Annotated in this window: 20 protein-coding genes; 15 read left to right on the forward strand and 5 right to left on the reverse strand. The window is 72.4% G+C overall.

Translation table 11 applies throughout. The features are described 5' to 3' along the window. Positions 1-51: 51 nt before the first annotated feature. Positions 52-723 carry a response regulator transcription factor gene (locus tag ACZ4VF_RS33940; RefSeq protein WP_356151294.1) on the forward strand — a complete coding sequence of 224 codons (672 nt, stop codon included), beginning with the start codon at positions 52-54 and terminating at the stop codon, positions 721-723. Positions 724-1295: 572 nt separating this feature from the next. Here ACZ4VF_RS33940 and ACZ4VF_RS33945 read toward each other — a convergent pair. Further along, entirely contained in the window at positions 1296-2399 is a 1104-nt protein-coding gene (locus ACZ4VF_RS33945; RefSeq protein ID WP_467930827.1) for a DUF5937 family protein, read from the reverse strand. A 164-nt stretch (positions 2400-2563) separates the two neighbouring features. On the opposite strand from ACZ4VF_RS33945, the gene ACZ4VF_RS33950 reads away from it, so the two are divergent. Further along, positions 2564-2770, forward strand: a complete 207-nt coding sequence (locus ACZ4VF_RS33950; protein WP_467930828.1) for a hypothetical protein — start codon at positions 2564-2566, stop codon at positions 2768-2770. On the opposite strand, the gene ACZ4VF_RS33955 is transcribed toward ACZ4VF_RS33950, so the two are convergent. Beyond that, positions 2767-3993 (reverse strand): threonine aldolase family protein, encoded by a 1227-nt coding sequence (locus ACZ4VF_RS33955; RefSeq protein ID WP_467930830.1) that lies wholly within the window; start codon positions 3991-3993, stop codon positions 2767-2769. The genes ACZ4VF_RS33950 and ACZ4VF_RS33955 overlap by 4 nt on opposite strands. Before the next feature lie 183 nt (positions 3994-4176). Between ACZ4VF_RS33955 and ACZ4VF_RS33960 the strand changes: the two genes are divergently transcribed. From ACZ4VF_RS33960 to ACZ4VF_RS34005, 10 genes are all read left to right on the forward strand, one after another. Continuing rightward, a complete protein-coding gene (locus ACZ4VF_RS33960; RefSeq protein WP_467930831.1) occupies positions 4177-5151 on the forward strand; it encodes a Rossmann-like and DUF2520 domain-containing protein in 975 nt (324 codons plus the stop codon). Further along, a complete protein-coding gene (panC, locus tag ACZ4VF_RS33965; protein ID WP_467930832.1) occupies positions 5148-6140 on the forward strand; it encodes a pantoate--beta-alanine ligase in 993 nt (330 codons plus the stop codon). The genes ACZ4VF_RS33960 and panC overlap by 4 nt, the downstream gene beginning before the upstream one ends. Then, a complete protein-coding gene (locus tag ACZ4VF_RS33970) occupies positions 6137-7834 on the forward strand; it encodes an L-aspartate oxidase (protein WP_467930834.1) in 1698 nt (565 codons plus the stop codon). The genes panC and ACZ4VF_RS33970 overlap by 4 nt, the downstream gene beginning before the upstream one ends. A gap of 25 nt (positions 7835-7859) precedes the next feature. Continuing rightward, a complete protein-coding gene (gene nadC / locus ACZ4VF_RS33975; protein ID WP_467930835.1) occupies positions 7860-8837 on the forward strand; it encodes a carboxylating nicotinate-nucleotide diphosphorylase in 978 nt (325 codons plus the stop codon). Positions 8838-8842: 5 nt separating this feature from the next. Further along, positions 8843-9640 carry a type III pantothenate kinase gene (locus tag ACZ4VF_RS33980; protein ID WP_467930836.1) on the forward strand — a complete coding sequence of 266 codons (798 nt, stop codon included), beginning with the start codon at positions 8843-8845 and terminating at the stop codon, positions 9638-9640. Between the two features lie 160 nt (positions 9641-9800). After that, the gene (locus ACZ4VF_RS33985) at positions 9801-10454 is read left to right on the forward strand and encodes a hypothetical protein (protein WP_467930890.1); all 654 of its coding nucleotides are present in this window, start codon (positions 9801-9803) and stop codon (positions 10452-10454) included. A gap of 1109 nt (positions 10455-11563) precedes the next feature. Next, on the forward strand, positions 11564-11740 hold the full coding sequence (locus ACZ4VF_RS33990; protein ID WP_467930838.1) for a hypothetical protein: 177 nt from the start codon (positions 11564-11566) through the stop codon (positions 11738-11740). 196 nt (positions 11741-11936) lie between these two features. Next, a complete protein-coding gene (locus tag ACZ4VF_RS33995) occupies positions 11937-12359 on the forward strand; it encodes a BlaI/MecI/CopY family transcriptional regulator (protein WP_467930891.1) in 423 nt (140 codons plus the stop codon). 9 nt (positions 12360-12368) lie between these two features. After that, positions 12369-12902: an amino-acid N-acetyltransferase gene (locus ACZ4VF_RS34000; protein WP_467930839.1), complete on the forward strand. Its 534-nt coding sequence runs from the start codon at positions 12369-12371 to the stop codon at positions 12900-12902. Positions 12903-13105: 203 nt separating this feature from the next. After that, positions 13106-13441, forward strand: coding sequence for a histone-like nucleoid-structuring protein Lsr2 (locus ACZ4VF_RS34005; RefSeq protein ID WP_467930841.1), 336 nt, complete (start codon positions 13106-13108; stop codon positions 13439-13441). Here the strand turns inward: ACZ4VF_RS34005 and ACZ4VF_RS34010 are convergent. Beyond that, entirely contained in the window at positions 13420-14091 is a 672-nt protein-coding gene (locus ACZ4VF_RS34010) for an SCO3374 family protein (RefSeq protein ID WP_467930842.1), read from the reverse strand. The two genes, ACZ4VF_RS34005 and ACZ4VF_RS34010, sit on opposite strands and share 22 nt — an antisense overlap. Positions 14092-14521: 430 nt before the next feature. On the opposite strand from ACZ4VF_RS34010, the gene ACZ4VF_RS34015 reads away from it, so the two are divergent. Then, complete coding sequence (locus tag ACZ4VF_RS34015; protein ID WP_467930843.1) at positions 14522-17047, forward strand: ATP-dependent Clp protease ATP-binding subunit; 2526 nt, start codon at positions 14522-14524, stop codon at positions 17045-17047. A gap of 1110 nt (positions 17048-18157) precedes the next feature. On the opposite strand, the gene ACZ4VF_RS34020 is transcribed toward ACZ4VF_RS34015, so the two are convergent. Next, positions 18158-18793 carry an HAD family acid phosphatase gene (locus tag ACZ4VF_RS34020; RefSeq protein ID WP_467930845.1) on the reverse strand — a complete coding sequence of 212 codons (636 nt, stop codon included), beginning with the start codon at positions 18791-18793 and terminating at the stop codon, positions 18158-18160. Between the two features lie 463 nt (positions 18794-19256). Here ACZ4VF_RS34020 and ACZ4VF_RS34025 point away from each other — a divergent pair, with 463 nt between their 5' ends. After that, on the forward strand, positions 19257-19808 hold the full coding sequence (locus ACZ4VF_RS34025; RefSeq protein WP_467930846.1) for a M23 family metallopeptidase: 552 nt from the start codon (positions 19257-19259) through the stop codon (positions 19806-19808). Positions 19809-19834: 26 nt separating this feature from the next. Here the strand turns inward: ACZ4VF_RS34025 and ACZ4VF_RS34030 are convergent, their stop codons facing one another. Then, a complete protein-coding gene (locus ACZ4VF_RS34030; protein ID WP_467930847.1) occupies positions 19835-20431 on the reverse strand; it encodes a TetR/AcrR family transcriptional regulator in 597 nt (198 codons plus the stop codon). Positions 20432-20559: 128 nt separating this feature from the next. Here ACZ4VF_RS34030 and ACZ4VF_RS34035 point away from each other — a divergent pair, with 128 nt between their 5' ends. Further along, the gene (locus ACZ4VF_RS34035; RefSeq protein WP_467930848.1) at positions 20560-22131 is read left to right on the forward strand and encodes an MDR family MFS transporter; all 1572 of its coding nucleotides are present in this window, start codon (positions 20560-20562) and stop codon (positions 22129-22131) included. Positions 22132-22286: the final 155 nt, after the last annotated feature.

A 22286-nucleotide genomic window follows, 5' to 3' on the forward strand; every position in this document is an offset into this window, starting at 1 on the left:
CCGACCCCTGTCCCTCCCCGCCCCTCCCAGATCCCGAACGGAAGAGACCCGATGACGATCCGCGTGATGCTCGTCGACGACCAGGCGTTGCTGCGCACCGGGTTCCGGATGGTGCTCGCCGCCCAGCCGGACATGGAGGTCGTCGCGGAGGCGGGCGACGGTGTGGAGGCCCTCCAGGTGCTGCGGTCCACCGCAGTCGACGTGGTCCTGATGGACGTCCGCATGCCGAAGCTCGACGGCGTGGAGGCCACCCGCCGCATCTGCGCGGACCCGAACCCGCCGAAGGTGCTCATCCTGACCACCTTCGACCTGGACGAGTACGCCTTCTCCGGGCTGAAGGCGGGCGCCTCCGGTTTCATGCTCAAGGACGTGCCGCCCGGCGACCTCCTCGCCGCCATCCGCGCCGTGCACAGCGGGGACGCGGTCGTGGCGCCCTCCACCACCCGGCGCCTGCTGGACCGCTTCGCGCCGATGCTGCCCTCCGCCGGCAAGGAGCCCCAGCACAAGGAGCTGGGGCGGCTCACCGAGCGGGAGCGCGAGGTGATGGTGCTGGTCGCGCAGGGCCTGTCCAACGGGGAGATCGCGGCCCGGCTGGTGCTGAGCGAGGCGACCGTGAAGACCCACGTGGGCCGCATCCTGACCAAGCTCGGGCTGCGCGACCGGGTGCAGGTTGTCGTGCTGGCGTACGAGACGGGGCTGGTACGGGCGGGCGGACACGGCTGACGGCGGCCGCGCGGGCCCCGGTCCGGACGCTGGCGGCTGCCGCCCGGGTTCCGGCGGGGACGGCTGTGACCCTGACTCCGGCGGGGACGGCTGCGACGTGGGGTCCGGCTTCGGCGGCGGACGTGCGGATTCGGGTCCGTGCGGACACGGCTGACGGCGGCCGCGCGGGCCCCGGTCCGGACGCTGGCGGCTGCCGCCCGGGTTCCGGCGGGGACGGCTGTGACCCCGACTTCGGCGGGGACGGCTGGCGTCCGGGGCTCCGGCTTCGGCGGCGGACGTGCGGATTCGGGTCCGTGCGGACACGGCTGACGACTGCCGCGCGGGTCCCGGTTTCGGACGGCTGACGGCTGCCACCCGGGCTGCGGCGGGACGGCTGTGACCCCGGGCTCCGGCGGGGACGGCTGGCGTCCGGGGCTCCGGCTTCGGCGGCGGACGTGCGGATTCGGGTCCGTGCGGACACGGCTGACGACTGCCGCGCGGGCCCCGGTTGCGGACGGCTGACGGCTGCGACCCCGGGCTCCGGCTCCGGCGGCGGACGTGCGGATTCGGGCCCGGACGGCCGGTGCGCCCGCTCAGCGCAGGACGCCCTCGATGAAGTCGCTGCCCAGCCGGGCCACCGCGGACAGGTTCAGCTGATGCTGGACGTACCGGCCGCGCCGGCAGTCGGTGATCAGGCCCGCCTTCTTCAGCACGCTCAGGTGGCGGGATATCTCGGGCGCCGACATGCCGTGCGCGTCGGCCAGTTCGCCGGTGGTGTGCGGGGCGCGCGCGAGGTGCCGGCACAGCCGTATCCGCACCGGGTGCGCCAGCGCCTCCAGCCGGCGCGTGAGCTGCTCCACGGACGGGGCCTGCGGCCGGGAACCGCTCGCGGGGTAGGTGATCGAGGGCTGCCAGCCGTACCGGTGCAGGACCAGCACGTGCGGCCAGCCGAGGCCGGTCGGCACCAGCACCAGGCCGCCGTCGCCGGTGGCGGCGTGGCCCACCAGCAGCTTGTCGACCGTGACGAGCCCGGCCTCCTCGTCCAGGGAGATGGCCCCGGACAGGGACGCGAGGGCCTCGCCGAGCCCCTTGCGGCGCAGCAGCTCGGTCTTGTGCCGGGCGTCCGCGGCCAGCTGGGGCTGGATGCGGGCCCAGGTGTCGGCGAAGAAGGCGTCGTCGCAGTCGTGCATCAGCTGCCGGAACCAGGCGCGCACGGCGGGCGGGTCCGCCAGCAGGCGGCGCGTGAACCGCTCCTGTACGGCACCGCGCGCGGCGGCCAGCTCCAGGGAGCGCCGGCGCAGCTCCGGGTCGCCCAGCGGGCCGGGCTCCTGGGCGTCGTAGCGCAGCTGGCAGGTGAACTCCAGGGCGGCGTTGACGAACTGTTCGTCCGTCAGCTTGTCCAGCTGGTCCAGTTCCTCGGCGAGCGTGGCTCCGGGCAGCGCGCGCCCGCCCGGGATGCCGGCGAAGGGGGCGAAGACGTCCGAGAACGTCGAACGCCACAGGAAGTCCGCCTCGCACAGCCGGTCGGCCAGGCCCGGGTCCAGCCGGGTGGACACGGCGGTGGCCCAGCCCTGCAGCTCCGGGTGGTGCCCGGGCTGGCTCAGCGCGTGCAGCGCCATCCCCAGCTCCGCCAGGGGGGAGGGCACGACGGAGACCCTCTCCGGGGGAAGTCCGGTGATGTCGATGGTCACGCTCATGCCCCCATGGTGCACCGGGCCGCCGACAGCGCCCCCCGTGGATTGACGGCAGCCGTCAATCCACGGGACATCCGCGCCGGCCAGGGGCAGCGTTGAGGGACACCGGGGCAGCCGCGGAGCCCGATCAGTCACCGATCAGACACGTCCCGAGAAGGCCGTTCGCCATGAGCATCACCCAGCAGTACCTCCTCGACACCCACCGCGCCCGTGTGCACGGCGAGCCGGAGCCGCCCGCGCCGGGCCGCCACGACCTGCGCCTCGTCCGCGAGGTGCGCGACCACCGGCGTTTCCGCGCGGTCATCGCCGGACGCCCGGTGCACGGGCGGCTCCGGCGCACCCTGACCCGCTGGCTGCGCCCCCGCGCCCTCTAGGCCCTTGCGGGCAGGCGGTCCACGAAGTCCCGTACGGCCGCGCGCACGTCGTCCGCCGTCCACTCGAGCCCCGCGGCCTGCACGCCGACCTCCGTGAACGCGAGCCCGGGCCCGCCGGCGTCCCAGGCGTTCGCGAAGAGCATCACCGAGGTCTCCTCGGCCTGGCGCACAGCCGCCTCGGCCGCCACCTCCGGCTCGTACGGCAGCCAAACCTGGAACTGGTGGGTGTGCGGCTCCTCCGGGTGGACGCGGGCCCAGGGCAGCCCGGCCGCCGCGAAGCCCTCGCGCAGCGCGGCGGCCACCACGCGCGCGTGCCGCACGTACTCGGGCAGCCGGGGCACTTCGCGCTCCAGGCCGACGAGCGCGGACAGGACGGTCGGGAACTGCTGGAAGATCATGCCGCCGTACCGGTGCCGCCAGGTCTTCGCCTCCTCCACCAGCGTCCGCGGACCGGCGAGCGCGGCGCCGCCGAAGCCGCCGACGGACTTGTAGAACGACACGTAGACGCTGTCGGCGAGGCCGGCGATCTCCGCCAGGGAGCGCCCGAAGTGCTCGGTGCACTCCCACAGGCGCGCGCCGTCGAAGTGCACCACCGCGTCGCGCTCCCGCGCCGCCTCTACGGCCTCGGTCAGCTCCTCCCAGGTGGGCAGCACGAAACCGGCGTCCCTCAGGGGCAGTTCCAGCATCAGCGCGCCGAAGGGCTCTTCGAAGTCGCGTATCTCGGCCGCAGTAGGCAGCCGGCGCCCACCGCCCACCCTCACCGGACGCAACCCGCTGACCTGGCTGAACGCCTGCCGTTCGTGCACCTCCGGGTGGGCCGACGGATGCAGGGCCACCGTCGGGTCGCCGGTGCGGGCCGCCCAGCAGCGCAGGGCCACCTGCTGGGCCATGGTGCCCGTCGGGAAGAACGCGGCGGCCTCGGCGCCGAGCAGCGCGGCGACCCGCTCCTCCAGGGCGGCCACGATGCGGTCGCCGTAGACGTCGGCCGGCTCGTCCAGGTCGTAGACCCCGTCCGCCGCCTCCGTCAGCTCCGTGAGGCGCTCGCGGAGCGTGCCCGACCAGCCCGCGCGGGACAGCGCGCGCCGCGCCTGCCGCTGGGCCGTCCGCCGCCGCTCGAACCGCTTCCGCGCCGCCTGCTCCCCGTCCTGCCCGTCCTGCCTGTCCTGTCCGTCATGCCCGTCCTGCCCGTCCTGCCCTGTGCGCTGTTCAGCCGTGTCGGTCATGCCGTGGATCATGCCGTGCCGGACCGGCGGGGGCATCGGGATATGCGCCCGGCGGCACCGCCGGGACGGCGTGGCGAAACCCACAGCCTGTGGACGGCCGGCCGCCGCGCCACCCGATAGCGTTAACATGACGAGAAATCGTCCGGTACCCAGAGCGGACTGGAACGGGAAGGCCGCCGTCGCGTGAGTACAGTCCACCAGCCAGACCTCAAGGACCGCCCCGCGCGGCTCACCGTCGGTGTCGTCGGCGCCGGTCGCGTGGGCCCCGCCCTGGCCGCGTCCCTGCAGCTCGCCGGGCACCGCCCGGTCGCCGTCTCCGGAGTCTCCGACGCCTCCCGCAGGCGCGCCGAGGCCATGCTCCCGGACGTCCCGCTGGTGCCGCCCGCCGAGGTGCTCCAGCGTGCCGACCTGGTGCTGCTCACCGTCCCCGACGACGCCCTGCCCGGCCTGGTCACCGGCCTGGCCGAGACCGGCGCGGTCCGGCCGGGACAGCTGCTCGTGCACACCTCCGGCCGGTACGGCGCCAAGGTGCTGGACCCGGCCCTGCGCGCGGGCGCGCTGCCCATGGCCCTGCACCCGGCGATGACCTTCACCGGCACCCCGGTCGACGTGCAGCGCCTGGCCGGCTGCTCGTTCGGCGTGACCGCGCCCGAGGAGCTGCGGCTGGCCGCCCAGGCCCTCGTCATCGAGATGGGCGGCGAGCCGGAGTGGATCAGCGAGGAGAACCGCCCGCTGTACCACGCGGCCCTCGCCCTCGGCGCCAACCACCTGGTCACCCTGGTCGCCCAGTCCATGGAGCTGCTGCGCACGGCCGGTGTGGAGGCACCCGACCGGATGCTCGGCCCGCTGCTCGGCGCCGCCCTGGACAACGCCCTGCGCTCCGGCGACGCCGCCCTGACCGGGCCCGTCGCGCGCGGGGACGCCGGTACGGTCGCCGCGCACGTCACCGAGCTGCGCAAGCACGCCCCGCAGGCCGTGGCGGGCTACCTGGCGATGGCCCGCGCGACCGCCGACCGCGCGCTCGCCCAGGGCCTGCTGAAGCCGGAACTCGCCGAGGACCTCCTGGGGGTACTCGCCGACGGAGGCCACGCGGGCCACACACGCCGGGGAGACGAGGGAACCGACGGCACGACCGGCACCGAGGGGAACGACCGATGACCACCGCCCTGCTGAGCACCGCCGAAGAGCTGCACGCGCGCGTGCGCCGCGGCCGCCGTGCCGTCGTGATGACCATGGGCGCCCTGCACGAGGGCCACGCGACCCTGATCCGCACCGCGCGGGAGACCGCCGGCCCGGACGGCGAGGTCGTCGTCACGGTCTTCGTGAACCCGCTGCAGTTCGGCGCGGGGGAGGACCTCGACCGCTACCCGCGCACCCTCGACGCCGATCTCAAGCTGGCCGAGGAGGCGGGCGCGGACGCCGTGTTCGCGCCCTCCGTGGACGAGGTCTACCCGGGCGGTCGGCCCCAGGTGCGCGTCTCCGCGGGCCCCATGGGCGAACGCCTGGAAGGGGCCTCGCGGCCCGGGCACTTCGACGGGATGCTCACGGTCGTCGCCAAGCTGCTGCATCTCACCCGCCCCGACGCCGCCCTGTTCGGGCAGAAGGACGCCCAGCAGCTGGCCCTGATCCGGCGCATGGTGCGCGACCTGAACTTCGGCGTCGACATCGTCGCCGTACCGACCGTGCGTGAGGAGGACGGGCTGGCCCTGTCCAGCCGCAACCGCTACCTCTCGCCGGACGAGCGCCGTACCGCGCTCGCGCTGTCCCGCGCGCTGTTCGCCGGCCGGGACCGGCACGCCGCGCAGGAGGCGCTGCGCGCGCGGGCCCGCGAAGTGCCCTCCACGCGTGCGCGTGCCGAGGCGCTGAGCGCCATAGGGGAGTCCCGCGCTGCGGCCGACGCGCACGCGGTGGCCACCGCCGCGCCCGGCGGCCCCGCGGCCGTCCGCGCCGCCGCCCGCCAGGTGCTGGACGAGGCCGTCCGCCTCGACCCGCCCCTGCGGCTGGACTACCTCGCGCTGGTCGACCCCGCCGACTTCACGGAGATCGGCGACGACTTCACTGGCGAGGCCGTCCTCGCCGTCGCCGCCCGGGTCGGCACGACCCGGCTGATCGACAACCTCCCTCTCACCTTCGGAGCCGCCTCGTGACCAGCACAGGCATACGACTGCACGCACCCGCGCCCGGCTGGGCCATTTCCGCGGACGTGGTCGTCGTCGGCTCCGGTGTGGCCGGCCTGACCGCGGCGCTGCGCTGCGAGGCGGCCGGCCTCAGCACGGTCGTCGTCACCAAGGCCCGCCTGGACGACGGCTCCACCCGCTGGGCGCAGGGCGGCATCGCCGCCGCGCTCGGCGAGGGCGACACCCCCGAGCAGCACCTGGGCGACACCCTGGTCGCGGGCGCGGGCCTGTGCGACGAGGAGGCCGTACGGATCCTCGTCACCGAGGGCCCCGACGCCGTACGGCGGCTGATCTCCACCGGTGCCCACTTCGACACCGACGACCAGGGCGACATCCACCTCACCCGCGAGGGCGGCCACCACCGGCGCCGGATCGCGCACGCGGGCGGCGACGCGACCGGCGCGGAGGTCTCGCGGGCGCTCGTCGAGGCCGTCCACGCGCGCGGGGTGCGCACCATCGAGAACGCCCTGGTGCTGGACCTGCTGACGGACGCCGAGGGCCGTACGGCCGGTGTCACCCTGCACGTGATGGGCGAGGGCCAGCACGACGGCGTGGGCGCCGTGCACGCCCCCGCGGTGGTCCTCGCGACCGGCGGCATGGGCCAGGTGTTCTCCGCGACCACCAACCCGTCGGTGTCGACCGGCGACGGCGTGGCGCTGGCGCTGCGCGCGGGCGCCGAGGTCAGCGACCTGGAGTTCGTGCAGTTCCACCCGACCGTGCTCTTCCTCGGCCCGGATGCCGAGGGGCAGCAGCCGCTCGTCTCCGAGGCGGTGCGCGGCGAGGGCGCCCACCTGGTCGACGCCGACGGCGTGCGCTTCATGGTCGGACAGCACGAGCTGGCGGAGCTGGCGCCGCGCGACATCGTCGCCAAGGGCATCCTGCGGCGGATGCTGGAGCAGGACGCCGAGCACATGTTCCTCGACGCACGGCACTTCGGCGCGGACATGTGGGAGCACCGTTTCCCGACCATCCTGGCCGCCTGCCGGGCCCACGGGATCGACCCGGTCACCGAGCCCATCCCGATCGCCCCGGCCGCCCACTACGCCTCCGGAGGCGTCCGCACCGACGCCCGCGGCCGGACCACCGTGCCCGGCCTGTACGCGTGCGGCGAGGTCGCCTGCACCGGCGTGCACGGCGCCAACCGGCTCGCCTCCAACTCCCTCCTCGAAGGGCTGGTGTACGCCGAGCGGATCGCCGCCGACATCGCCGCCGCCCACGCGGACGACAGCCTCCACGCGCGCGTGCCCGCACCGGTCCCGGACCCCGGGAAGCCCGCGCACCCGCTGCTCGCCCCCGAGACCCGGTTCGCCATCCAGCGGATCATGACCGAGGGCGCCGGTGTGCTGCGCTCCGAGGAGTCCCTCGCCAGGGCCGCGGACCAGCTCCAGAAGCTGCACGCCGAGGCCCGCGACGCGCTCCAGGAGAACGGCAAGACCGCCGAGCCCGGCGTGGACACCTGGGAGGCGACGAACCTCCTGTGCGTGGCCCGGGTCCTGGTCGCCGCGGCCCGGCTGCGCGAGGAGACCCGCGGCTGCCACTGGCGCGAGGACCGCGCCGAGCGGGACGACACCCGCTGGCGGCGCCACATCGTCGTACGGCTCAACCCGGACCGGTCGCTGGCCGTCCGCACCACCGACACCGCAGACTTCCCTCCCATCCGGTAACAGCGCCCCAGGAGCAGTGACAGACGTGAGCACCGACGACCTTCCCCTCGTCCCGACCGGCGGCTGCGGCGACGGCTGCGCCTGCGGCGCGGAGAACGACGAGGAGTATCCGGAGTGCGGGCTCGACCCCGCGCTCGCCGAGCTGCTGGCCGCTGCCGGACTCGACCCCGTGGAAGTCGAGGACATCGCCAACGTCGCCATCCAGGAGGACCTGGACGGCGGCGTGGACGTGACGACCGTGTCGACCATCCCCGAGGACGCGGTGGCCACCGCCGACTTCACCGCGCGCGAGGCGGGCGTCGTGGCCGGCCTGCGGATCGCCGAGGCCGTGCTCTCCGTGGTCTGCACGGACGAGTTCGAGGTCGAGCGGCACGTCGAGGACGGCGACCGGATCGAGGCCGGGCAGAAGCTGCTCTCGGTCACCACGCGCACGCGTGACCTCCTCACCGCGGAGCGCAGCGCGCTGAACATCCTGTGCCGGCTGTCCGGCATCGCGACCGCCACGCGCGCGTGGGCGGACGTGCTGGAGGGCACCAAGGCGCGCGTGCGCGACACCCGCAAGACGACCCCGGGCCTGCGCTCGCTGGAGAAGTTCGCCGTCCGCTGCGGCGGGGGCGTCAACCACCGCATGTCGCTCTCGGACGCGGCCCTGGTGAAGGACAACCACGTGGTCGCCGCCGGCGGCGTCGCACAGGCCTTCAAGGCCGTACGGGAGGCCTTCCCGGAGGTGCCGATCGAGGTGGAGGTCGACACCCTGCACCAGCTGCGCGAGGTCGTGGACGCGGGCGCCGACCTGATCCTGCTGGACAACTTCACCCCCGGCGAGTGCGAGGAGGCCGTCGGCATCGTCGGCGGCCGGGCGCTGCTGGAGGCCTCCGGCCGGCTGACGCTGGCCACCGCGCGCGCGTACGCCGAGACCGGCGTGGACTTCCTGGCCGTGGGCGCGCTCACGCACTCCTCGCCGATCCTGGACATCGGCCTGGACCTGCGCGAGGCGGAGTAACGGCCATGCTGCTCACGATCGACGTCGGCAACACGCACACCGTCCTCGGCCTGTTCGACGGCGAGGACATCGTCGAGCACTGGCGCATCTCCACGGACGCGCGCCGGACGGCGGACGAGCTGGCGGTGCTGCTCAAGGGCCTGATGGGCATGCACCCGCTGCTCGGCGAGGAACTGGGCGACGGCATCGACGGCATCGCGATCTGCGCGACCGTCCCGTCGGTCCTGCACGAACTGCGCGAGGTCACCCGGCGGTACTACGGCGACGTGCCCGCCGTCCTCGTGGAGCCGGGTGTGAAGACGGGCGTGCCGATCCAGTTCGACAACCCCAAGGAGGTCGGCGCCGACCGCATCATCAACGCGGTCGCGGCGAACGAGCTGTACGGCGGCCCGGCGATCGTCGTCGACTTCGGCACGGCGACCACCTTCGACGCGGTCTCCGCGCGCGGGGAGTACGTCGGCGGGGTCATCGCCCCCGGCATCGAGATCTCGGTGGAGGCCCTCGGCATCAGGGCCGCGCAGCTGCGGAAGATCGAGGTGGCCCGGCCGCGGAACGTGATCGGCAAGAACACCGTGGAGGCCATGCAGTCCGGCGTCGTGTTCGGCTTCGCCGGGCAGGTCGACGGGGTGGTCGGCCGGATGGCCCGGGAGCTGGCCGACGACCCCGACGACGTCACGGTGATCGCCACGGGCGGGCTGGCACCGGTGGTGCTGGGGGAGTCCTCGGTGATCGACGAGCACCAGCCGTGGCTGACGCTGATCGGGCTGCGCCTGGTCTACGAGCGGAACGTGTCGCGGCTGTGAGGGACGGCCGGCGCCCGGACGGGCGCCGGTCTTCCGCGGTGACACCGGACGAGGGAAACCCGGAGCGACACGCGGCGAAACAACATCCGGATTCGTCAGTTTTGTCCGATTAGTTCGGTAGCGTCGCCGCATGCCCACGCCATACGGATCCCGCGGCGGCATGGCGTTCGGCGTGGAGGAGCTGCGTGTGCTCCGCCGCGCCCTCGCCCTCGCCCTCCACCCCGGCCACGCCTCCGCCGAGGACGTGCAGGACTGTTTCCGCCTCGCCGAGTCGCTCGACGAGGCGATGTGCGAGGGGGCCAGGCTGCGCGCCTTCCTGGTGGCCGACCTGGGCCGCTACCGGGCCGCCCTGCCGGGTACCGCCACCGGCTACCTGGGCCTGCTGGAGGAGGCGCTCGGCGCCGGGCACCGGCCGACGCCGGACGACCTCGCCGCACTGCGGGCGCTGCGCGGAAACCCCGCGGCTGCGGCCCTGCTGGACCGCTGCCGGGCGCTGGCCGAGCAGGACGTAAGGGCCCGGTTCGCGCAGGGCGCCCGCAAGGTGCCGGCGCCCGCCGTACCGCCCGCGCGGACCCGCCTGCTGGCCCTTGCGGGCGGCGCGGGGGACCCCGGGGCCCGCCAGGGCGAGGGCGAGGCCGAGGAGCCGTCCAGGGCCCCGCAGGAGCCCGCGGAGAAGCCCGGCCCCCAGCCGGCCCCCGCCCCCGGGGAGCGCCCCGCCCCCAGGCGCCCCATCCCCACCCCGGGCGAGGTCTTCCCCCGCCGCAAGCCGGCCCCGCCGTCCGACCCGGAGTCCCGCCGCCTGGCCGCGGGCTAGCCCCCGCCGGACGCCCGCCGCACGCCTCCCCGAGGTTCCGTCGCCCAGCCGCACCGGCCGACCCGCCGTGTGGCTTCCCGGGGTTCGTCGATCAGTCGCACCGGTCGGCCCGCTGGATGGCTTCCCGGGGCCCCGTCGGCCAGCCGCAACGGCCGGCTCACCGCACGGCTCCCCGCGACCCGTCGATCAGTCGCACCGGTCGGCCGCCGTGCAGCTTTCCGGGCCCGTCGGCCAGCCGCACCGGCCGACCCACCGCACGACTCCCGAAGGTTGCGTCGCCCAGCCGCATCGGTCGCCCCGCTGCATGGCTCCCCGGGCCCCGTCGGCCAGTCGCACCGGTCGGCCCGCCGCATGGCTCCCCGGGCCCCGTCGGCCAGTCGCACCGGCCGGCCCGCGCATGGCTCCCCGGGCCCCGTCGGCCAGTCGCACCGGCCGGCCCGCGCACGGCTCCCCGCGCCCCGTCGATCAGTCGCCCCGGCCGGCCCGCCGCACGGCTCCCCGCGCCCCGTCGATCAGTCGCCCCGGCCGGCCCGCCGCACGGCTCCCCGGGCCCCGTCGCCCAGCCGCACCAGCCGGCCCGCTGCACGACTCCCCGCGCCCCGTCGCCCCGGCATCGGCCGACCCGCTGCATGGCTTCCCAGCCGCACCGGCCGGCCCACCGAACGGCTCCCCGCGCCCGTCGCCCAGCCGCATCGGTCGCCCCGCCGCACGGCTCCCCGCGCCCGTCGCCCAGCCGCATCGGTCGCCCCGCCGCACGGCTCCCCGCGCCCCGTCACCCAGCCGCACCGGCCGGCCCACCGCACGACTCCCCGCGCCCGTCGCCCAGCCGCATCGGTCGCCCCGCCGCACGGCTCCCCGCGCCCCGTCACCCAGCCGCACCGGCCGGCCCGCGCACGACTCCCCGCGCCCCGTCGATCAGTCGCCCCGGCCGACCCACCGCACGACGCCCGCAGGTTCCGTCGACCAGCCGCACCGACCGACCCGCCGCACGGCTCCCCGTGCCCCGTCGGCCGGGTGTGCCGGCCCGCTCACCCGTGTGGCCTCCCGGGCTTCGGCGATCGGGTGCACCCCGTACCTTTCGGGGCTTTCGGCCTGGCTACTCTGGAGGCATGGACTATGTCTCCGCGCTCGTGCCCCCGGTCGTCATGGCCGTGTTCTTCATCGGTGTGGTCAGGGTGATCGTGAAGACCCAGGGCGGGGCCGCCAAGGCCAAGGAGGACGCGGCCGTCGACGCCGCCCTCGCGCGCGCGGAGGCCGCTCCCAAGACCTCCGCGGGCGATGCCTGAGCGACTTACGAGCGGTTGCTGAGCGGGCGTGACCGGGCGGTCCCCGAGGGGCGTGACCGGGTGAGCCACCCCCGGGTCGTACGCCCTTTTTGTTCGCGTTTGTGGTCCTAGTGCACGTCCGGCACGCCATTGCCGGGATCTCCCACTATTGTTCTGAGGTGTGCCTCGCCCATTGGGAGAACTCGAAGACGCGGTCATGACGCGGGTGTGGAAGTGGAACCGCCCGGTGACCGTTCGAGAAGTCCTGGAAGACCTCCAGCAGGAACGCTCCATCGCGTACACCACCGTGATGACGGTTTTGGACAATCTCCATCAGAAGGGCTGGGTGCGCCGCGAGGCGGAAGGCCGGGCCTATCGATATGAAGCCGTGTCGACTCGCGCCGCGTACGCCGCCGCCCTCATGAACGACGCCTGGTCGCAGAGCGACAACCCCGCCGCCGCACTCGTCGCCTTCTTCGGCATGATGAGCGAGGAACAGCGCCAGGCCCTCAGGGACGCCGTACGCATCGTGCAGGGACCGGAAGAAACCCGGGAAGCCCCCGAAGCCCGTCGGCAGGAAGCCCCGGATGCCCGCCGAGAGGAGAACCCCGGCTCGGCGGAGGGCGCGGACGGGCGATAGCGTCCGCTCATGTCAGCAGAGCGTCCCGAAGTCCCCGCAAAAGCCATCACCGTCCGCCGGGCCCGGACCAGCGATGTCCCCGCCGTGCGCCGCCTCCTCGACGCCTACGCCCGCGACCGCATCCTGCTCGACAAAGCCACCGTCACGCTTTACGAGGACATCCAGGAGTTCTGGGTCGCGGAACGCGACGACAACGCCGAGGTGGTCGGCTGCGGCGCGCTGCACGTCATGTGGGAGGACCTCGCGGAAGTCCGCACGCTGGCGGTGAAGCCCGGCCTCAAGGGCGCCGGCGTCGGACATCAGGTGCTGGAGAAGTTGCTCCAGACCGCGCGTTGGCTCGGCGTTCGGCGCGTTTTCTGCCTGACCTTCGAAGTGGACTTCTTCGGGAAGCACGGCTTCGTGGAGATCGGCGAGACGCCGGTCGACACCGATGTCTACGCGGAGCTCTTGCGTTCCTATGACGAGGGCGTCGCGGAGTTCCTGGGTCTCGAACGAGTGAAGCCGAACACCTTGGGCAACAGTCGGATGCTTCTGCATCTGTGATCGCCATTGCCCCGGTTCCCTATGTCCGAAACGCGCATGTTTCCGGAGGTGGGCGCTCCGCTGGTCCACTCCCGAGGGTTTGTGTTTTTCCGGCAAAAGCGGTTTGCTTTCCGACGTACTGCAGTACTGCATATAACAGGGGCGGCGAAACGGCGGACGCCGCACACCCCTGGTCCTCAACGTTATCGATGAAAGGAAATGCGGTGGCACAGAAGGTTCAGGTCCTTCTTGTCGACGACCTCGACGGCGGCGAGGCGGACGAGACCGTGACGTTCGCGCTGGACGGCAAGACGTACGAGATCGATCTCACGACTGCCAATGCGGACAAGCTGCGCAGCCTTCTTGATCCTTACGTGAAGGGCGGCCGGCGTACCGGTGGCCGTGCTTCCGGTGGTCGTGGAAAGACGCGTGCCGCTTCCGGCGGCAACCAGGACACCGCGGCGATCCGCGCCTGGGCGAAGGAGAACGGTTACGAGGTCAACGACCGCGGTCGCGTTCCGGCGTCCATCCGCGAGGCCTACGAGAAGGCCAACGGCTGATCCCGCCGGTCGGCGGGGTGCCCGGCGCGCACGCGCCGCAGCCGGACCCGGTGGCACCGCGCTGCCACCGTGTCCACCAGTCGTACGAGATCGGGGGCGCTCCCCTCGCGCCCCACGGGAGTGGCCGGTCCGGCCGGCATGGCCGGCAGCGAGGCCTCGACCCCGCGCCCCGGCCCGGGGGGCCGCAGCCACACGGCGGCCCCCTGCACGGACCCGGGCGCCGCGGCCGGCCCGGTGGGCGGCCTCGGCGCCTCCAGCGAGCCGCCCGCCCCGAGCACCCGCAGGTCCAGGGGCAGGGCGCCCCACTCCAGCCAGTCCAGCAGCCCCGGCAGCTCCTCCGCGCTGCCCGCGGCCACCAGCAGCTCCATCCGGTCGCCCCGAAGGGCCACCGGTGAGCCCGGTGCGAGATGCCGGAGCGCCCCTGCGCCCGCCTCGGCCGGAACGTCCAGCACGTCGAACAGCACCCCCGTGAGCAGCCGCGGCGGCCGTCCCGGCGGGCCGGGCACTGTCGGCCAGCCCAGATCGTTCTCGTACCAGTGCCGGACCCGGGCCTCGGGGCCGGCGGAGGAATCAGCGGCGGCCGGTGCGTCCGGATCGACGGGCCGGCGGGGAAGGGGGACCGTGGAGGTCATGGGGACCGAGCGGGCCATGCCCCGTCCAACCCCACGAACCCCCACCGGGTTACGCTGGGTGCACTGTCGACTGCGCACGGTGCCGGAAAAGGGGGCGCTCGGGGGTCCGGAGAGGCGCAAGGTTGTTCGCCCATAGCGGAGGGAACCGGTGCGCGCCGCATGGAGTGTCAGTCCCTGCGGGTAAGACATGCCTAGTGGGAGGGGGCGACACGCAGGAAAGGCCGTCTCACGTTCGCCATCGGCGTACTGGCGACTGGGGTAACTGCCTGGCCTGCGGGAACATCGTCTCGCACCATCGGGTTGGAGCAGATGTCGGCGTCACGGGTCAGGAGGCCATCGACGGTGTCGGCAGTTGGAATGAGCGGTCCCCGCTTGCGGGACTAAGCTGCGGAAGGACAGGGAGGGGAAGTTCCCCCCACTGCCTGACCGCTCTGAGGAGCGATTAACGATGTTCGAGAGGTTCACCGACCGCGCGCGGCGGGTTGTCGTCCTGGCTCAGGAAGAAGCCCGGATGCTCAACCACAACTACATCGGCACCGAGCACATCCTCCTGGGTCTCATCCACGAGGGCGAAGGTGTCGCCGCTAAGGCCCTGGAGAGCCTCGGCATTTCGCTTGAGGCGGTCCGCCAGCAGGTGGAGGAGATCATCGGCCAGGGCCAGCAGGCCCCGTCCGGGCACATCCCCTTCACCCCCCGTGCCAAGAAGGTCCTGGAGCTGTCGCTCCGCGAGGCCCTTCAGCTGGGCCACAACTACATCGGCACGGAACACATCCTGCTCGGCCTGATCCGCGAGGGCGAGGGCGTCGCCGCCCAGGTCCTGGTCAAGCTGGGTGCAGACCTCAACCGGGTGCGGCAGCAGGTCATCCAGCTGCTCTCCGGTTACCAGGGCAAGGAGACCGCCGCCGCGGGCGGCCCCGCCGAGGGCACCCCCTCGACCTCCCTCGTCCTGGACCAGTTCGGCCGGAACCTCACCCAGGCCGCTCGTGAGTCCAAGCTCGACCCGGTCATCGGGCGCGAGAAGGAGATCGAGCGGGTCATGCAGGTGCTCTCCCGCCGTACCAAGAACAACCCGGTGCTGATCGGTGAGCCCGGCGTCGGCAAGACCGCCGTCGTGGAGGGCCTCGCCCAGGCCATCGTCAAGGGCGAGGTGCCCGAGACCCTCAAGGACAAGCACCTCTACACGCTGGACCTCGGCGCCCTGGTCGCCGGCTCCCGCTACCGCGGTGACTTCGAGGAGCGCCTGAAGAAGGTGCTCAAGGAGATCCGCACCCGCGGCGACATCATCCTGTTCATCGACGAGCTGCACACGCTGGTCGGTGCGGGTGCCGCCGAGGGCGCCATCGACGCTGCCTCCATCCTGAAGCCGATGCTGGCCCGCGGTGAGCTGCAGACCATCGGTGCGACCACCCTGGACGAGTACCGCAAGCACCTGGAGAAGGACGCGGCCCTGGAGCGCCGCTTCCAGCCCATCCAGGTCGCCGAGCCGTCCCTGCCGCACACCATCGAGATCCTCAAGGGCCTGCGCGACCGCTACGAGGCGCACCACCGCGTCTCCATCACGGACGAGGCCCTGGTCCAGGCGGCCACCCTGGCCGACCGCTACATCTCGGACCGCTTCCTGCCGGACAAGGCGATCGACCTGATCGACGAGGCCGGCTCCCGGATGCGCATCCGCCGGATGACCGCTCCGCCGGACCTGCGCGAGTTCGACGAGAAGATCGCCGCCGTCCGCCGGGACAAGGAGTCCGCGATCGACTCGCAGGACTTCGAGAAGGCCGCCTCCCTGCGCGACAAGGAGAAGCAGCTCCTGGCCGCCAAGGCGAAGCGGGAGAAGGAGTGGAAGGCCGGCGACATGGACGTCGTCGCCGAGGTCGACGGCGAGCTGATCGCCGAGGTCCTCGCCACGGCCACCGGCATCCCGGTCTTCAAGCTGACCGAGGAGGAGTCCTCCCGCCTGCTCCGCATGGAGGAGGAACTCCACAAGCGGGTCATCGGCCAGGACGACGCCGTCAAGGCGCTGTCGAAGGCGATCCGCCGTACCCGTGCCGGTCTGAAGGACCCGAAGCGTCCGGGTGGTTCGTTCATCTTCGCCGGCCCGTCCGGTGTCGGTAAGACCGAGCTGTCCAAGGCGCTCGCCGAGTTCCTCTTCGGTGACGAGGACGCGCTGATCTCCCTCGACATGTCGGAGTTCAGCGAGAAGCACACGGTGTCGCGTCTCTTCGGTTCGCCCCCCGGCTACGTGGGCTACGAGGAGGGCGGCCAGCTGACGGAGAAGGTGCGCCGCAAGCCGTTCTCGGTCGTCCTCTTCGACGAGGTCGAGAAGGCCCACCCGGACATCTTCAACTCGCTGCTGCAGATCCTGGAGGACGGTCGCCTGACCGACTCCCAGGGCCGGGTCGTGGACTTCAAGAACACGGTCATCATCATGACGACCAACCTCGGCACCCGGGACATCTCCAAGGGCTTCAACCTGGGCTTCGCCGCCTCGGGTGACACGAAGACCAACTACGAGCGCATGAAGAACAAGGTGTCGGACGAGCTGAAGCAGCACTTCCGCCCCGAGTTCCTCAACCGCGTCGACGACGTGGTCGTCTTCCCGCAGCTGACGCAGGCGGACATCCTGCGGATCGTCGACCTGATGATCGGCAAGGTGGACGAGCGCCTGAAGGACCGGGACATGGGCATCGAGCTGTCCCAGTCCGCCAAGGAACTGCTGTCCAAGAAGGGGTACGACCCCGTGCTGGGCGCCCGGCCGCTGCGCCGTACGATCCAGCGCGAGATCGAGGACTCGCTGTCAGAGAAGATCCTCTTCGGCGAGCTGCGCCCCGGTCACATCGTGGTCGTGGACACCGAGGGCGAGGGTGACTCCCAGACCTTCACCTTCCGCGGCGAGGAGAAGGCGGCGCTGCCCGACGTCCCGCCGATCGAGCAGGCCGCGGGTGGGGCCGGGCCCAACCTGAGCAAGGACGCGTAAGCCTCCGGCGGTTCAGCCGACCGGGAAGGGGCCGGTGCCTTCGGGCACCGGCCCCTTCCGGCGTTCACGGGGGCGGAGCGGGGAGACGTCCGCCTGCGGGAGGAACCGGGCATCGCGCGAGACGGGGAACCGGCTCCCGGTCATGGTGCGCGGGGACACCGAGCGCGGCCCCGGCGACCGGGCCGCCGGGGCGGAGAGTGCCCCTCGCCGCGCAGGACGGCGACCCGCGGCACCTCGATGCCGGGCAGCCTGGGCACGTGCTCGAAACAGCGTGGGACGGCGCGTGGGACGGCGCGGGCGATGTGCGCGCTCACGAACGGCTCGGTCGGCGCGGGCAGCTCGGCGAGGTCGCCCGGTCGGCGGCCGTCACGTTCCTTGGCGAGGTGTCCGAGGCCGGACCTCTCCAGGCGCCTCCCGTGCCGGAGCCCGCGGAGCCCGTGTGGTCGGTGCGCCCCCGTCCCCGGGTGATTCCTTCGGACGGGGCCGTCGGCCGGCAGGCTGTCGGTGAGGTTCGCGGCCGGGCAGCACCTGCGACACCGGCGAGACGCTTGAGCGACCGGCGACAGCGAGGGCCGCAGCCCCGCCAGGGCTCCAGGCCCGGGTGAGGAGGAGATGGTCGAGCGGAAGCGCGGACGGCGGTCCAGGCCCTCGGCGGCCGGGCAGTGGGCCAGGCCCGGCTCGCACGGCGAGCGGTAGGGCGGGAGCGGGCCGAGGCCGGTCGGATGAGGGTCGTCCCGCGGTACAGCCCCGGCACGGCTTCGGGTTCCGGCACGGCGGCGAGGATGCCCTCGACGCGGTGCGGGCCGTGGAAGGAACAGCCGCACCAGGGCCGCGTCCCCGGCCAGGACCGCGCGCTGCCCGGCCGAGGAGCGGGTCGGAAGGACGTCCGCGCGGTCCAGGTGCTCCAGGACCTCGGCCACGTACTCCTCGCTCCGGAAACGGTCCCGGGTGCCCGCCGACCGCCGGCGTACGGCGAGGCTCGGGTGCTCCCCAAACCGCCGCGGCACCGCCGGCGCGCCCTCCGGCCCCCTCGCCGAGCGGTGACGCGGCGACCGCCGCACCCCGTGCCACGGCGTACGGAGGGAGCCTGGCCGGCGCCTGCTCCGCGCGTTACGACAACTGCCCGCCGTAGTCCGGCAGTTTGAAGGTCTTCTCGGCGTGCCCGCCGGACAGGTCGGTGGCGCTGTTGCCGATGTTGGCGATGATCGTGTAGCCGTCGTTCTCGATGCCGACGCGCTGGGCCGTCTTGTAGGCGGCGACGTCCTTGAAGAGGTCGAGCAGGCCGCGGACGTGGAGGCCGGAGACGTCGTAGCCGTCGTGTTCGAGGTTGTACTCGGTGGGCCAGTACAGGACGCCGGGGCGGGCGGTGACGAAGAAGAGCGAGACTCCGTGCTGCTGGGCGTACCGGGCGACGTCGAGGACCGGCTTGTTGGCCGGCTGGGGGTAGCTGAAGCCGAAGTCGGTCTCCAGCGCGGTGTTGTCGATGTCGAGGACGATGGCCTGCTTCTCGCCGGGCCCGGCGGCGGCGATGCGGTCCTTGAGGTACGGCAGGGCCTGGTCCATGACCGCCTGGCAGTCCTTCTGCCAGGTGTCGTAGTCGACCTTCGCGGAGGAGATGCGCGCGGCGGAGGCGCTCGCGGCGGAGGTGCTCGTGGTCGCGGCCTCGGCCGGGGCGGCCATCGCGGCCAGGGCAGCCACGGAGACGGCGGTCACGGAGATGCGGCGCGCCCAGGGGCGTCTGGTCATCGGTGGGGGTCCTCTCGCGTCCGAATGTCAGGGGCATGATCTGAGGCGAGGATGGCGCGAGGGGAACCGTAGGGTTACCGGACGGTAGGTGCCTAGAGGCCTGCGTCACATTTCTGCGTTCGCCGACCGGGGTCGCCGGTGATAAGGGGCACAGCCGAAATGTCCGGTACTAGACGGCATAGTGGGATTCTTTGACACGGCAAAACGGGATATAAGGCGAGATATCGGACCTTGGGGCCGGAATTCCACCAGGGAGAAGACCGTCGTCAGTGGCCGGATCCACGAGGGGTGCGGCTGTCAAGAAAGTCGTCGGCTGTGCGGTGCGCTACTAGCAGATGCCGTAGATGGGCCGTTTTGGGCTCGATGTGCTGGTCGGTTACCAAAGAACAGCCGCTTCGGTGGGCGTCTCCGTGGACGTCCGTGCGCCGGGTGGCCGACCTGTTCCCGAGTTCACGAGGTCCCGATGTTCCGACGCTTCACGTCCCGCTCCGCCCGTTCGTCCTCGCTCCGTGCCCGCATGACCGTTCTGGCTGCCGGAATCGGCGCCACGGCCGTGCTGGGAACCGGGGTCGCGAGCGCCGCCACCGCGTCCCCCGCCGCGTGGGTCGACCCGGTGAAGAAGTACACGCTCTCCGCGAGCTTCGCGCAGGCCGGCAGCCACTGGGTCGCCAAGCACAGCGGCCAGGACTTCGCCGTGCCGACCGGCACCGAGGTCATCGCCGCGCACGGCGGCACCGTCGTCAAGGCCGGCTCCAACGGCGCCGGTGACGGCCCCGCCTACGGCAACGCCATCGTCATCCAGCACGGCAACGGCACCTACTCGCAGTACGCGCACCTGTCCCGGATCGACGTCCGGGTCGGCCAGGTCGTCGCGACCGGCCAGCACATCGCCCTGTCCGGTTCCACCGGCAACTCCACCGGGCCGCACCTGCACTTCGAGATCCGTACGACCCCGAACTACGGCTCCGCCGTCGACCCGGTCGCGTTCCTGCGCGCCAAGGGTGTGACCGTCTGACCGACCGACGGTCGGAACCGGGGGGTCTACTCCCTGCGGGCGCGCTCGTGCGCCTGTGAGATCAGGTCCAGGGCGACTTCGAGAACGGCCTCGCGCTTCTTCCCGGAGTCGCCCACCAGGTCCTGCATCACGAACATCCCGGCGTGCAGCGTGAACAGCGCGCTGACGGAGCGCACCTGGTCGACCAGGTCCGCCTCCGGGTCGATCAGGATGTCCCGCAGTCCGCGCATCCGGTCCTTGAACGTGTCGCCGATGCGCAGTTCACGAACGGTCGCCTGGTTCTCCTGCATGAAGCGGAACAGCGGCTCCGCGCCCGCGAGCGCCTCGCTGTAGCGGCGGATGATCTCCTGCTTGGTCTCCAGGGTGTGCGGCTGCAGCCTGCCCCACTCGATCAGGTTCTCGATCGGCTTCGTCAGGTCCTCGAAGAGGCTGACGATGATCTCTTCCTTCGTCTTGAAGTGGTAGTACAGGGCCGCCTTCGTGACGTCGAGGTGCTCGGCGATCTCCCGCAGGGATGTCTTCTCGTAGCCCTGCTCCGCGAAGAGTTCGAGCGCCACGTCCTGGATGCGCTGGCGGGTGTTGCCGCGGCGCTGTTGTTTGGTGCCGTCCATCGTGACGCCCATCCTCGTACTCCTCGCGCTCCCGCGGAAACTTACTTGACGCCCGGCTAGTAGCGCGTCTACCTTCCCAGTGTAGTGAGTACTAGCCGGGCGGCAAGTAAGTAGTCGCCGCAGGGGGAAACGGGAAGACGATGGCGGACAAGGCCGAAAACGAGACAGAGGGCAAACAGCCCAAGAGCGTGCGCGTGGTGCTGCTCGCACTCATGATCGCGATGATGCTCGCGATGCTGGACAACATGATCGTGGGTACGGCGATGCCCACGATCGTGGGTGAACTGGGCGGCCTGGAGCACCTCTCCTGGGTCGTCACCGGGTACACCCTGGCCACCGCGGCCTCCACCCCGATCTGGGGCAAGCTCGGTGACATGTACGGGCGCAAGGGCGCCTTCCTGAGCTCGATCGTCATCTTCCTCGTCGGCTCCGCGCTGAGCGGCATGGCCCAGGACATGGGCCAGCTGATCGGCTTCCGGGCCGTGCAGGGTCTGGGTGCCGGCGGTCTGATGGTCGGCGTCATGGCGATCATCGGCGACCTGATCCCGCCGCGGGAACGGGGCAAGTACCAGGGCATGATGGCCGGCGTCATGGCGCTGGCCATGATCGGCGGTCCGCTGGTCGGCGGCACCATCACCGACAACTGGGGCTGGCGCTGGGCCTTCTACATCAACCTGCCGCTGGGCGCGGTCGCCCTCGCGCTGGTCACCGCGGTGCTGCACCTGCCGAGGAAGCGGTCGAAGGCGGGCATCGACTACCTGGGCGTCATCCTGCTGACCGTCGGCATCACCGCGATCGTCCTGGTCACCACCTGGGGCGGCACGGAGTACGCCTGGACCTCCGCGCGGATCATGGAGCTGATCGGCATCGGCGTGGCCGCGCTGATCGGGTTCGTGTTCTGGCAGACCAAGGCCGCCGAGCCGGTCCTGCCGCTGCACATCTTCAGGAGCCGCAACTTCACCCTGATGTCGGTCATCGGCTTCATCACCGGCTTCGTGATGTTCGGCGCCACCCTGTTCCTGCCGCTGTACCAGCAGGCCGTGCAGGGCGCCTCCGCGACCAACTCCGGCCTGCTGCTCCTGCCGATGCTCGGCGCGATGCTCGTGACCTCGATGGTCGCCGGGCGGGTCACCACCAACAGCGGCCGGTACAAGATCTTCCCGATCGCCGGCGGTGCCCTGATGATCGTCGGCATGTACCTGCTGTCCACGATGGACACCGGGACGACCCGGCTCACCTCCGGCGTCTACATGGCCGTGGTCGGCGCCGGCATGGGCTGCCTGATGCAGATCACCATGCTGGTCGCGCAGAACAGCGTGCAGATGAAGGACATGGGCGTGGCGTCGTCCTCCACCACCCTGTTCCGTACCCTCGGCTCCTCCTTCGGTGTGGCCATCATGGGCGCGCTGTTCAACCACCGGGTCCAGGACGTCATGGCCGAGCGGGCCGGCGCGCTGGGCAAGAACATCACCGAGAAGTCGGCGCAGCTGGACGCGAAGAGCCTGGAGAAGCTGCCCGCGGCGGCCCGCGAGGCCTACCAGCACGCGGTGTCCTCCGGTACGCACTCCGCGTTCCTGCTGGGCGCCGTGATCGCGGTGCTGGTGCTGCTCGCGTCGCTGTTCGTCAAGGAGGTCCCGCTGAAGGGCGGGCCGCAGAAGCCCTCCGCCGACGGTGCGGACGCGACACCGCCGGCCGTGGTCGAGGCCGTCTGACGTCTCCCTCGGTGCGAAGGCCCCGGTGCGTGTCCGCCGCACCGGGGCCTTCGGCCTTTCCACGCGGGGCGTCCGGACGATGAGCGTGCGGGTCAGGGCGCAGGCCGTCCCGGTCCACCCGCCGATGCCGGATTCCCGTGCCACCGTCGGCTGCT

The organism is Streptomyces sp. NPDC029151, assembly GCF_055564315.1.

Excerpts from the sequence above, each read along its gene's own strand:
- ACZ4VF_RS34020 (WP_467930845.1), bottom strand. The coding sequence starts at position 18,793 with ATGACCAGACGCCCCTGGGCGCGCCGCATCTCCGTGACCGCCGTCTCC.
- panC (WP_467930832.1), top strand. The coding sequence starts at position 5,148 with ATGACCACCGCCCTGCTGAGCACCGCCGAAGAGCTGCACGCGCGCGTG.
- ACZ4VF_RS33940 (WP_356151294.1), top strand. The coding sequence starts at position 52 with ATGACGATCCGCGTGATGCTCGTCGACGACCAGGCGTTGCTGCGCACC.
- ACZ4VF_RS34000 (WP_467930839.1), top strand. The coding sequence starts at position 12,369 with ATGTCAGCAGAGCGTCCCGAAGTCCCCGCAAAAGCCATCACCGTCCGC.
- ACZ4VF_RS33955 (WP_467930830.1), bottom strand. The coding sequence starts at position 3,993 with ATGACCGACACGGCTGAACAGCGCACAGGGCAGGACGGGCAGGACGGG.
- ACZ4VF_RS34030 (WP_467930847.1), bottom strand. The coding sequence starts at position 20,431 with ATGGGCGTCACGATGGACGGCACCAAACAACAGCGCCGCGGCAACACC.
- ACZ4VF_RS34025 (WP_467930846.1), top strand. The coding sequence starts at position 19,257 with ATGTTCCGACGCTTCACGTCCCGCTCCGCCCGTTCGTCCTCGCTCCGT.
- ACZ4VF_RS34015 (WP_467930843.1), top strand. The coding sequence starts at position 14,522 with ATGTTCGAGAGGTTCACCGACCGCGCGCGGCGGGTTGTCGTCCTGGCT.
- ACZ4VF_RS34035 (WP_467930848.1), top strand. The coding sequence starts at position 20,560 with ATGGCGGACAAGGCCGAAAACGAGACAGAGGGCAAACAGCCCAAGAGC.
- ACZ4VF_RS33950 (WP_467930828.1), top strand. The coding sequence starts at position 2,564 with ATGAGCATCACCCAGCAGTACCTCCTCGACACCCACCGCGCCCGTGTG.
- ACZ4VF_RS33985 (WP_467930890.1), top strand. The coding sequence starts at position 9,801 with ATGGCGTTCGGCGTGGAGGAGCTGCGTGTGCTCCGCCGCGCCCTCGCC.
- ACZ4VF_RS34010 (WP_467930842.1), bottom strand. The coding sequence starts at position 14,091 with ATGGCCCGCTCGGTCCCCATGACCTCCACGGTCCCCCTTCCCCGCCGG.
- ACZ4VF_RS33990 (WP_467930838.1), top strand. The coding sequence starts at position 11,564 with ATGGACTATGTCTCCGCGCTCGTGCCCCCGGTCGTCATGGCCGTGTTC.
- ACZ4VF_RS33980 (WP_467930836.1), top strand. The coding sequence starts at position 8,843 with ATGCTGCTCACGATCGACGTCGGCAACACGCACACCGTCCTCGGCCTG.
- ACZ4VF_RS33945 (WP_467930827.1), bottom strand. The coding sequence starts at position 2,399 with ATGAGCGTGACCATCGACATCACCGGACTTCCCCCGGAGAGGGTCTCC.
- ACZ4VF_RS33995 (WP_467930891.1), top strand. The coding sequence starts at position 11,937 with ATGACGCGGGTGTGGAAGTGGAACCGCCCGGTGACCGTTCGAGAAGTC.